The 11,433-nt window shown below is 71.1% G+C and carries 9 protein-coding genes; 7 read left to right on the top strand and 2 right to left on the bottom strand.

The window, feature by feature from the left end:
- Window positions 1–289: 289 nt before the first annotated feature.
- Entirely contained in the window at window positions 290–832 is a 543-nt protein-coding gene (locus ACFXKZ_RS36890) for a DoxX family protein (protein WP_380007023.1), read from the top strand.
- Between the two features lie 293 nt (window positions 833–1,125).
- On the opposite strand, the gene ACFXKZ_RS36885 is transcribed toward ACFXKZ_RS36890, so the two are convergent.
- A complete protein-coding gene (locus ACFXKZ_RS36885) occupies window positions 1,126–2,727 on the bottom strand; it encodes a PucR family transcriptional regulator (RefSeq protein WP_380007020.1) in 1,602 nt (533 codons plus the stop codon).
- Between the two features lie 144 nt (window positions 2,728–2,871).
- On the opposite strand from ACFXKZ_RS36885, the gene ACFXKZ_RS36880 reads away from it, so the two are divergent.
- The 6 genes from ACFXKZ_RS36880 to ACFXKZ_RS36855 all read left to right on the top strand — a co-directional run bounded on the left by ACFXKZ_RS36880 (window position 2,872) and on the right by ACFXKZ_RS36855 (window position 8,840).
- Entirely contained in the window at window positions 2,872–4,410 is a 1,539-nt protein-coding gene (locus tag ACFXKZ_RS36880; protein ID WP_380007017.1) for a purine-cytosine permease family protein, read from the top strand.
- Between the two features lies 1 nt (window position 4,411).
- The gene (locus tag ACFXKZ_RS36875; RefSeq protein WP_380007014.1) at window positions 4,412–5,356 is read left to right on the top strand and encodes a nitrilase-related carbon-nitrogen hydrolase; all 945 of its coding nucleotides are present in this window, start codon (window positions 4,412–4,414) and stop codon (window positions 5,354–5,356) included.
- Window positions 5,353–6,315: an agmatinase gene (gene speB / locus ACFXKZ_RS36870; RefSeq protein ID WP_380007011.1), complete on the top strand. Its 963-nt coding sequence runs from the start codon at window positions 5,353–5,355 to the stop codon at window positions 6,313–6,315. Before ACFXKZ_RS36875 ends, speB begins: the two co-directional genes overlap by 4 nt.
- Before the next feature lie 160 nt (window positions 6,316–6,475).
- A complete protein-coding gene (locus ACFXKZ_RS36865) occupies window positions 6,476–7,447 on the top strand; it encodes an aldo/keto reductase (RefSeq protein WP_380007008.1) in 972 nt (323 codons plus the stop codon).
- A 163-nt stretch (window positions 7,448–7,610) separates the two neighbouring features.
- Window positions 7,611–7,802, top strand: coding sequence for a hypothetical protein (locus tag ACFXKZ_RS36860; RefSeq protein ID WP_380007005.1), 192 nt, complete (start codon window positions 7,611–7,613; stop codon window positions 7,800–7,802).
- A 228-nt stretch (window positions 7,803–8,030) separates the two neighbouring features.
- Entirely contained in the window at window positions 8,031–8,840 is an 810-nt protein-coding gene (locus ACFXKZ_RS36855) for an SAM-dependent methyltransferase (protein WP_380007002.1), read from the top strand.
- Window positions 8,841–8,957: 117 nt separating this feature from the next.
- Here the strand turns inward: ACFXKZ_RS36855 and ACFXKZ_RS36850 are convergent, their stop codons facing one another.
- Window positions 8,958–11,288, bottom strand: coding sequence for a glycosyl hydrolase family 18 protein (locus tag ACFXKZ_RS36850; RefSeq protein WP_380006999.1), 2,331 nt, complete (start codon window positions 11,286–11,288; stop codon window positions 8,958–8,960).
- Between the last annotated feature and the right edge of the window lie 145 nt (window positions 11,289–11,433).

Below are 11,433 nucleotides of genomic sequence, written 5' to 3'. Positions count from 1 at the left end.
GACCGACGGCGCGCGCCGGTACGGGTGTTCGGCGCCGGCGCCCGTCTGGGGCGGATCGGGCGCCGCCCGAAGCCGGTTCGTGCGCCGCTCCCGGGCGCGACGGCCCGGGAGCGGTGTCCGCCGTCCCGGAAGTCGGCGGCATCGGCAGCGTCGCCCGTTCGGCCCTCGGTGTCCACGCGGGCGCTGTGCCATTTTGTGACAGTTGCGGAGCCCGGCATTGTCGCTACCGGGCCGGTCGCTCGAATCTGGTCTGGACCAATCTCCCGCATCCGTCCCCCAGGAGCGTCCGATGTCCCCAGTTCCGCACGCCGCCGTCGAATCGGCGAAACCCCATGTCCTCGGGCTGTTCCGAATCGTCATCGGATTGCTGTTCACCTGCCACGGCGCCGCGTCGTTGTTCGGCTTCCCGGACAGCGGGCGCGGGACCGTCCCCGCAGGCGAATGGCCCGGCTGGTACGCGGCAGTCATTCAACTCGTCGGCGGAGGGCTGGTGTTGCTCGGGTTGGGCACCCGCGCCGCCGCGTTCCTGTCCTCCGGCTCGATGGCCTACGCCTACTTCACCGAGCACCAGAAGGAGGACCTGTGGCCGCTGCAGAACGGCGGCGAACTCTCCGTGCTGTTCTGCTGGTCCCTGCTCCTGATCGTCGTCTTCGGAGCCGGCAGCTTCGCCCTCGACAACCTGCTCACCCGCAACACACCCCCCACCGAAGACGGCGGACACCCCGACTCGGACACACCCACCAAAACCCAAAGGCCGGCCAGGAAGCTCCAACCCACCAAGCCCAACGCCTCAACCGGTCCCAACGAATCCGCCCCGGCGGTAGTCGGCTGAGAACAAACCCAACCACCGCCCAAGCCACAAACACCCCAGCCACCACCCAACCCAAGCAGCCGCTCCGGCGGTTGACCCCAAGCAGCCGTTCCGGCACTTGAGCCAAGCAGCCGCTCCGGCACCTGAGCCCATACAGCCGGGCCGGCGTTTGAGGCCACTTGGCCGGGCCGGCGTTTGAGGTCAAGCAGCCGGGCCGGCGTTTGAGGCCACTTGGCCGGGCCGGCGTTTGAGGTCAAGCAGCCGGGCCGGCGTTTGAGGCCAACGGCTGCCCCGCGGCCCGAGCGTGGGGACGATCAACCCGGACTGTCGCGACGGATGCGGGCCGCCAGCCACAGATCGAACCGATCGTCCCCACTCTCCACTCGCCGCCCGGCCACCCGCATCGCCTTGTCCACCCGATTGCGCACGGTGTGCCGATGCACGTCCAGCCGCCGACTCGTCTCGTCCCACGACCCACCCGTCTCCAGCCACACGGCCAGTGTCGCGACCAACTCGCCCCCCGGATCGGCCGCATCGATCGGCCCCAGCACGGCGTCCGCGTAGCCCGCCAGCGTGCGCGCGTCCGCAAGACCCAGCAGCAACCGGCTCGCGGTCCCGTGCCGGGCCTCCACCGGATGCCCCGCCGCCCGGCTGACCGCCAGCAGACTGCGGGCCTGGCGGATCGACGACCCGGCCGCGTCCGGCTCGACCGCCGGCCCGATGCCCGCCGGCCGCCCGGGCGCGAACCGGCCCAGGATGGCGTACACGTCCAGATCCGCCCCGAACACCGCCTCCACCGCCCCGCCCGCCACCCGGACCAGCCCGCCGGGCAACGCCAGAGCCAGATCGGCGGCCAGTTCAGCCGCGTCCGCCGCATCCCCCACCGCCGGATCCCCGCCGTCCCCCGGCCCCATGTCGAGACCCACCACCACCCCGCGCACCGACCCCGCCGCCAGCCCCGCCGCCGCCAGTACGTCCCGCGCCTGCTCGGCCGTGGTCCCCGGAGCGAGCAGCCGGCCCAACAGCGCGGCCCGCCGGCGACGTACCGGCTCGTCGGCCAGATGCCGCCGCTCCAACTCCAGGGACAGCAGGGACACCAACCCGGACACCAGCAGTCGAGCCGCCGACTCCACCGGCCCCGCCAGCACCAGCAGCCCGCGCAGCCGCCGGGCGCCCAGCGGCTGCACCTCCACCCGCACCCCCTCGGCGTCGCTGCTGCTCCCGCTGCCGTGCAGCCCGCGCGCGGCCACCCGGCGGATCAGGTCGGTACTGGCGGCCAGCAACGCCACCGCGTCCGGCGAGCCGTCGGCCCCCGGCGCCTCGGGCGGGCCCGCCAGACTGTCCGCGACCAGCCGGCCCACCGGGTCGGCGACGATCGCGTCCACCCCGGTCGCCGCCCGCCAGGCCCGCAGCGTGGCCAGCACGCCATTGCCCGACGCCGCCGCGATGGTCAACCGGCGCTGCGCCTCGAAGGCGTGCTCCAGGGCCAACCGCTGCTGCGCCGCCCGGGCCGCGAAGACCGCCTTCGTGACCGCGATGAACGGCACCTCGTCCGGCACGGTGAGCAGCGGCAGCCCGGCATCCCCGGCGGCCCGGATCAGCGGCTCGGGCGCCTTCTGGTGGGGCAGCTCCCGACCCAGACCGAGGACCAGCGCGCAGGCACCCGCGCCCGCGACATCGCGCACGTACGCGGCGCAGTCCCGATCGGTCATCGGCAGGAGCAGGCCGATCGTCATCAACAGCTCGCCGCCCTGAAGCCACTGCCCCGGGGTGAGCAGTTCGGACACATGCGCCGCCTCGACCCGGCGGTCCAGGTGCTCGGCACCGGACACCACGGCCAGGCGCAATTCGGGGAGGGCCACCAGGTCGGAAATGCGGATAATGCCGGGAAGGTCGGCCGAGTGCGATATGGGCATGGACATAGTGTCCACCCTCACCAATCAGATTCGACATCATATCGATCGTTTACGGTTGTTAACCGGGCGTACCTTCAGGCGTCACCCACCGACCGTCGACCCCGACGTGTCGACCGCGCAGGACGCAGGACCGCAGGAGAGCCCATGGACGCCACCAGGCCATCACGCGCAGCCCCGGCCGCCGCCCGCTCCGCCACTGCCCCCGCGACGGCCGTACGGGCCGCGAGCACCCCCGACACCGCGTCCGCCACCGGGCCCCGCCCCGGCGGCGTGGCGATCGAGACCCGCTCGATCGACTACGTCCCTGCCCGGGAGCGGCACGGCAAGGTCTGGCACCAGGGGCCGTTCTGGTTCACCGGCAACTTCGTGCTGACCACGATGGTCACCGGCTTCATCGGCCCCGCCCTCGGCCTGGGCCTGGGCTGGTCGATCCTGGCGGTCGTGCTCGGCGCCTGCTTCGGCACCTTCTTCATGGCGTTCCACGCCAACCAGGGCCCGCGGATGGGCCTGCCGCAGATGATCCAGTCGCGCGCCCAGTTCGGCATCCGCGGCGCGATCGTGCCGTTTGTCGCGGTCGTGTTCGTCTACGTCGGCTTCAACGTCTTCAACGTGGTCCTGGCCACCCAGGGCCTGCAGACCGTGCTGCCAGGCGGTTCGACGCTCTGGTACGCGGTACTGATCGCCATCGCGATCGTGCTCGCCGTGGTCGGTCACGACCTGCTGCACCTGGTCCAGCGCTGGCTGACATACGTCCTGATCGCCGTGTTCGGCGTGCTCAGCATCGGCGCGATCGTCAACCTCGACGTGTCCACGCCCGCCGGCGGCGGCGGGATGTCCTGGACCGCGTTCCTGGTGGTCTTCTCCGGCGCGGCCGGCTACCAGATCAGCTACGCCGTCTACGTCTCCGACTACTCCCGCTACCTGCCCGCCGACGTGCCCGCGCGCAAGGTGATCTGGTGGACGTACGCGGGCGCCGCAGGCTCCGCGGCCTGGCTGATGTCGCTGGGCGCGCTGCTCGCCTCGGCGCTGCCGGACCCGGACGCGATCGCGGCGGTGCGGCAGGTGGGCAACGACATCGTGCCGGGCTTCGGTACGTTCGCCGTGCTCGTGTCCGCGCTCGCGCTGATCAGCATCATGGCGGTGAACGCCTACGGCGCGATGCTCACCACGACCAGCGCGCTCGACGCGTTCCGGCCGGTGCGGCCGACCGTACGGGTGCGCGTGATCGGCATCGTGGCGATCGAGGCGATCGTCTTCGTGGTGGCGATCGTGCTGCCGGAGGACTATCTGGGCAGCTTCAACGACTTCATCCTCATGATGCTCTACGGCCTCATCCCGTGGACCGCGGTCAACCTCGTCGACTTCTACCTCGTCCGCCGGGGCCACTATGCGGTCACCGCGATCTTCGACCCGCGCGGCATCTACGGGCGCTGGTCCTGGCGCGGACTGACCGCCTACGCGGTCGGCTTCGCGGCGATGATCCCGTTCTTCAAGACCTCGTTCTTCACCGGACCGATGGCCGACGCGCTGGACGGCGCGGACCTGTCCTTCGTGGTCGGACTGGTGGTCGGCGGCGCGCTGTACGCCTGGCTGTGCCGCGATCTGGACCTGACCGCGGAGCGCGCCGCCGAGCGGGCGAGCGAGGCCGAACTCGAAGGCGCCGACGCGCCGTCGGGGGCCTGACATGAGCGACCGCACCGGCGACGCGACCGAGACCGTGGTGGCCTGCGCGCAGCTCGCTCTGTCCGTCGGCGACATCGAGGGCAATCGGCGCACGGCGTTGGCCGCGATCGAGCGGGCCGCGGCGGCCGGCGCCGACGTGATCGTCCTGCCCGAACTGACCAACAGCGGCTACGTGATGCGCGACGCCGCCGAAGCCGCGGACTACGCCGAGCCGGTCGACGGGCCGACCGTGACCGGCTGGTACGAGGCGGCCCGGCGCCTCGGGGTGATCGTGGTCGGCGGGTTGGCCGAACGCGACGCCGACGGCGCGATCCGCAACTCGGCCGTCCTGGTCGACGCGAGCGGCGTACGGGCGTGCTACCGCAAGGCACACCTGTGGGGCCGCGAGGGCGAACTCTTCGTTTCCGGCGATGCGTTGCCGCCGGTGGTGCAAACCGACGCGGGCCGGATCGGGGTACTGGTCTGCTACGACGTCGAGTTCCCCGAATGGGTGCGGACCGCCACCCTGCGCGGCGCGGATCTGCTGTGCGTGCCGGTCAACTGGCCGTACGCGCCCCGGCCGGCGGGCGAACGGCCGGCGGAGGACGTCCGGGTCCAGGCGAACGCCGCGGTGAACCGGGTGTTCGTCGCCGCCTGCGACCGGGCCGGCCCCGAACGCGGCACGTCCTGGGTCGGCGGCTCGATCATCGTCGACCCGGACGGCTTCCCCCTTGCCGGCCCGCCGGCCGAGGACGCCGAACACCTGCTGCTCGCCCGCTGCCGACTCACCGAGGCCCGGGACAAGCGGATCGGCGCCCACAACGACGTATTCGCCGACCGACGGCCCGAGTTGTACGGGCCGGTGCTCGAACCGCCCCCGCTTCCCGCGTCGAACGTGAACTCGAACTCCGACTCGGATTCGAACTCGAACTCGAACGAGCACACCACCGAAAGGACCGAGCGATGACCGGCGCCCCCCAGGGACCCATCGACGCCACGCGCGTTCCGCGCTTCGCGGGCCCCACCACCTTCGCGCGCCTGCCGCGCGCCGACGAGGTCGAGCGGGTCGATGTCGCCGTCGTGGGCGTGCCGTTCGACACCGGTGTCAGCTACCGGCCCGGCGCCCGCTTCGGTCCGGCGCACGTGCGCGCCTCCTCGAAACTGCTGCGGCCGTACAACCCCGCGCTGGACGTGTTGCCGTTCGCCGAGTTGCAGGTCGCCGACGCGGGCGACATCGCGGTCAACCCGTTCGACATCGGCGCCGCGATCGCCACGCTCGAAGCCGCCGCCCGCGAGTTCGCCGCGAGCGGCACCCGGCTGCTCACCATCGGTGGCGACCACACCATCGCCCTGCCCCTGCTGCGTGCGGTCGCCGCCGAGCACGGGCCGGTCGCGGTGGTGCACTTCGACGCGCATCTGGACACGTGGGACACCTACTTCGGCGAGCCGTACACCCACGGCACGCCGTTCCGCCGCGCGTCGGAGGAGGGCCTGCTCGACCCGACCCGCTGCCTGCATGTGGGCATCCGGGGGCCGCTGTACGGCCCCGACGACCTGCGCGAGGACGGTGTGCTCGGCTTCCAGGTCGTACACAGCGACGACTACCAGGACGCCACCGTCGCGTCGGTGGTCGAGCGCATGCGGCGCCGGCTCGGCACCGGCCCGGTGTACGTCTCGGTCGACATCGACGTCCTGGACCCGGCGCACGCCCCCGGCACCGGCACCCCCGAGGCGGGTGGCCTGACCAGCCGCGAACTCCTCAACACCCTGCGCGGACTGGTGGGCCTGGACGTCGTCGGCGCGGACATCGTCGAGGTGGCCCCCGCCTACGACCACGCCGAACTCACCGGCATCGCCGCGGCCCACGTCGGCTACGAACTCCTGTCCGTTTTGGCCCGCAACCAACGCGACGGCATCCCGGCCTGACGGTCCCCGAGCCGCCTCGGCCGACCGCACGGGGGACGGTCGGCCGAGGCGTTCCCACCACCCCATTGATCAGCTTTCGGCGGGCCCCGGCCAGGGGATTTCCCGGTCGCGGGATATGTTCGTGGGCGGTCCGGGGCCTACGGGAAGAGGTGGCGCGGTAATGGAGTACGTGAAGCTCGGCAGCACCGGGTTGGACGTCTCGCGGATCTGTCTCGGGTGTATGAGCTACGGGGTGCCCGAGCGTGGCAGCCATCCGTGGACGTTGCCCGAGGACGCGGCGCGGCCGTTGATTCGGCGCGCCGTGGAGGCCGGGATCAACTTCTTCGACACGGCGAACATCTACTCCGACGGGACCAGCGAGGAGATCGTCGGGCGTGCGTTGGCGGACTTCGCGCGGCGGGACGAGATCGTGATCGCCACGAAGCTGAACGGGCGGATGCGGCCGGGGCCGAACGCGGCCGGGCTCTCCCGCAAGGCCGTGCTGACCGAGATCGACAACTCGCTGCGCCGACTGGGCACGGATTACGTGGACCTGTACCAGATCCACCGCTGGGACACCGCGACCCCCATCGAGGAGACGATGGAGGCGCTGCACGACGTGGTCAAGGCCGGCAAGGCCCGCTACATCGGCGCGTCCTCGATGTACGCGTGGCAGTTCGCCAAGGCCCAGTACACCGCCGAGCGGCACGGCTGGACCCGGTTCGTCTCCATGCAGAACCACCTCAACCTGCTCTACCGCGAGGAGGAGCGGGAGATGTTGCCGCTGTGCGTGGACCAGGGCGTCGGGGTGATCCCGTGGAGCCCGCTGGCCCGGGGGCGGCTGACCCGCGACTGGGGTGCGGACAGCGCCCGCAGCGAGACCGACGAGTTCGGCAAAACGCTGTACGGCGAGGCGGATCGACCGATCGTCGAGGCGGTGGCCGAGATCGCCGAGGAGCGCGGGGTATCGCGGGCCCAGGTCGCGCTGGCGTGGATCGCGAGCCGACCCGGGGTGACCGCGCCGATCGTCGGCGCCGGGAAGCCGGTACACGTCGACGACGCCGTCGCGGCCCTGTCGCTGACCCTCACGGAGGCCGAGGTGGACCGGCTGGAACGCCCGTACACGCCGCGGCCGGTGGCGGGATTCGCCTGATCCCCGGGTCGGGCGACCCGCCCGGTGACGCCGGGGTCGACGGGGTGTCGGCGGCGCGCGCGTACACTGCGCGCAGCCGATGCCTCGGTGGGTGTTCGGGGCGGCGCCGCCGGGATCGGCGTGTTTGCCGGGTCGGTGTCGATCCGGGCGGAAGAGGGCGTGGATGGCGGTGGAGCGCGGTCGCGACGCGCGCCGGGAGGTGTTCCTGTGGGGGCCGCCGGCGGCGATCGCGGTGCTGATCGCGGTACTTGCGGCGTGCAGTCGGGAATGGCTGCTGAGCGCGCTGATGGCGGGGACCGCGGGTGGTGTCGCCTTCGGGTTTCGCGTCCGGATCCGGCCCCGGCCTCGGCGGTAGTCCCACGGCGGCCGGCACAAGATCACCATCGGTGGGGTAACAGTCGCGGAACGGAGTGGCGATGTGACGGATTATCCGGGCGGTTGGCGGATAGCCTCCGGGACATAGGCGGGGATCCGCGGACGTCACCGGTGTGGACGGTAGGGACCGCAGTGGCGCCGAGGATGAGTCGGTCGGGGGGCAACTGTGTCCGAGGAGTGGTGGGTTCCGTCGAACGACGAGACGGAGATGGAGACTTCACCCGAGTGGGGGCCCGGGGGAGTCGATATGGGGGTGCCCAGTGTCGCGCGGGTCTATGACGCGATCCTGGGCGGCAAGGATCATTTCGCGATCGACCGGGTGATCGCCGACAAGGCGATGGCCGTGATGCCCAACGCCCGTACGGGTGCTCGGGTGAATCGGGCGATCCTGGAGCGCGGTGTGCGCTATATGGCCCGGGAGGGCATCGATCAATTTCTCGACCTCGGGTCGGGATTACCCACCGCGCGCAATACCCACGAGGTGGCGCAGGAGGAGAATCCGCGCGCCCGGGTCGTCTACGTGGACAACGATCCGATCGTACTCGCGCACGGCCGCGCGTTGTTGGCGGAAAACGATCGCATCCGGGTGGTGAACGCCGACGTGCGGGATGCCCGGGACGTGCTCACCCGGCCGGAGATCACCGAACTCCTGGATCTGAAGCGGCCGTTGGGGCTGCTCATGGTTGCGGTGCTGCACCATCTCGCGGACGCGGACGATCCGGCGGGGCTGGTGCGCACCTACCGCGAGGCCCTGGTCCCGGACAGCTACCTGTTCATCACCCACTTCTGCGATTCCACGCCGGAGGGGCGCGAGTTGGAGCACCTGTTCCTGTCCACCCTCGGTAGTGGCCGCTTCCGCAGTAGAGCGACGATAGAGGGCTTCTTCGCGGGTACCGAAACGGTCGAGCCGGGTGTGGTGCTGCTGCCGCACTGGCGTCCCGACGCTCCGGTGACGGACGAATCGGCGTACGCGGGCCTGACCATGATCGGCGGCCTGGGCCGCGTTCCGGAGGCGTGAGGATCGGCCCGGAGGCGGCCGTACCGCCGCCCGGTGGTCCGGACGGCGGCACGGTCGGTGCGTGGTGCGCTGTGCGTGGTGCGCTGTGCGTGGTGCCGAAGTCGGCGCTGTGTGGCGCTACTTGAGGCCGTTGTCGATTGCCGTCATCAGCGCTCCGTTGGGGGTGTCACCGGACATCTCCCAGATCATCGCGCCGAGTAGGTGTTTGGATTTCAGGTAGGCCGTCTTCTGGCCGATCGACCAGGCGTCGTCGAACGTCCACCACTGTCCGCCGGCTCCGGTGTAGCCGTAGGTCGAGACGGATTGCGCGTCGTGATAGACGGTCAGATTCGGCACGCTGCTCAGCAGGTTCTGATAGCCGCGGGTGCCGGCCTCCTCGGCGAACTGGCCCGGTGCGGCGCCGTTCGCGGACTGCCACTCGCCGTGTACCCCGCCGTCGGCCACCGCCTGCCAGCCCCGTCCGTAGAACGGGAAGCCGATGGTCAGCTTGCGTGGATTGACCCCGGCGTCGGTGTAGATCTTGACCGCGTCGTCGATGCTGAAGTGGGTCGGGTAGGGGTCCTGCGTGTCGGTGTAGAGGTTGGCCTGGTGGCCGGCGCGGTTGGGTTCCCACGAGTTGTCGCTGCCCGCGCCGTGGAAGTCGTAGCCCTGGATGTTGGCCACGTCCAGGGAGTCGAAGATCTTCGACAGGTCCCAGCCCTGGTTCACCTTGACCGGGTCGGCCGGGGTGAACGCGGTGAGCAGCTTGCGCTGTCCGCCGGTGGCGTCGAGCTGCTTGCGGAACTCGGCGAGCAGCAGGGTCAGGTTCTGCTTGTCGTTGACGTTGTAGTGGTTGCCGGCGTGCCCGTCGGGCGAGCCGGGCCACTCCCAGTCGATGTCGATGCCGTCGAACACGCCCGCGCCGGTGCCCGGGCCGCCCGCGCCGTTGTAGACCGGCAGGTCACCCTTGATCCAGGTGTCCACGCAGGACTTGACGAACTTCTGCCGGGACGCCTCGGTGGCCGCCGCGTCGGAGAAGAACTTCGAGTAGGTCCAGCCGCCGAGCGAGACCACCACCTTCAGGTGCGGGTACTTGGCCTTGAGCAGCTTGATCTGGTTGAAGTTGCCGCGCAGCTTGGCCCATCCGTCGTCGGCCACCCCGTTCACCGACTGCGAGGCCGACATCGGCCGGGCGTAGTCGGCGTCCGCGTCGCCCGCGCCGGTGCCCTGGTCGGGGTCCTGCGGGTTGGCGGTGGTGCCCTTGGTGACGCCGGCCATGCAGGTCAGGTTGACCGGATCGATGTTCTCGAAGGCGTAGTTGATCACGTCCAGCTTGGCGGCCGAGCCGGAGGTGTCCAGGTTCTTCACGAAGTACTGGCGGCCGTAGATGCCCCACTGGACGAAGTAACCGACGCGCAGGTTCTTGCCGGCGCCGGCGATGTCGTCGGTGGTCACGTCCACCGCGTTGGAGGCGGGCGAGGAGTTGTCCGCCGCGTCCCGGGCCTTGACCGTGAAGGTGTAGGCGGTGGCGGGGGACAGGCCGTCGACGGTGGCCGCGGTGGCGGTGCCGGCGACGGTGGTGGCCAGGGTGCCGTTGCGATAGACGTCGTACGCGGCCACGCCGACGTTGTCCGTCGACGCGTTCCAGGCCAGGGCGACGGTGGCGGACGTCTTGCCGGTACTGCGCAGCGTGCCCGGTGCGGTCGGCGGGGTCGGGTCGCTTGCCGGGTCGACGGTGGTCACCGTCACCGGGGCGCTCGCCGGGCCCAGGTTGCCGCGTTTGTCCTTGGCCCGGACCGCGTAGGTGTACGCGGTGGCCGGGGTCAGGTTGGTCAACGTGGCCGTGGTGGCGGTGGTGGTGGCGACGGTGGTGCCGCCGGAGGTCACCTCGTAGCCGGCCACCGGGTAGTCGCCGCCGGCCGCCGGGGTCCAGGCGAGCGAGATGGAGTGCGCGGTGATGGTGGTGGTGTGCGGCGTGCCGGGTGCGGTGGGCGGGACGTCGGGGGTGCCGTCGCACTTGTCGCCGTTGACGGTGCAGTGGGTGGGCGTGCCGGCGGGGCCGTTGCCGACGAACCAGTAGCTGAACGGGTCGGTGCTGCCGCCGGCGGCGATGGTGCCGTTGTAGTAGGCGTTCTTGACCGAGACGTGGCTGCCGGTGACGGTGGCGTCGCCGTAGTAGTTGCCGTTGATGGTGACCCCGGGTGGCAGGTCGAACTCGAGTTGCCAGCCGGTGACGGCGGCGGTGCCGCCGTTGTGTACGACGTAAGTGCCCTTCCACCACGAGCCGTTGTCCTGGACGGAGAACGTCGCGGTGAGCTTGCCGGCCGCCTGCGCGGCGCCGGCGTTGAGACCGGTGAGTACGGCCAGGGGCAGGGCCAGGACGGCGATCAGGACGGCCGCGCGGCTGCGCAGGCTGTTGCGGAATCTGCCGCGGAGTGTGCCGCGGACTGTGCGTGGGTGTGGGGACATGGCTCTCTCCCTGTGTGCGTGGAACAGGGCTGTGCGGAACCGTGCACGTGCGCGCCTCACCGGGGTGACCGCGTGACGGGGACGTCGGTCGCGGTCGAGAAGCGGTCGCCGGCGAAATTGGTCTGGACCAAAACGCCTCTAGGAC

It is taken from the genome of Embleya sp. NPDC059237 (assembly GCF_042754105.1).
GTDB lineage: Bacteria > Actinomycetota > Actinomycetes > Streptomycetales > Streptomycetaceae > Embleya.
The sequence above is the reverse complement of the archived record's forward strand: the minus strand, read 5'-3'. Positions and strand labels throughout refer to the sequence as shown.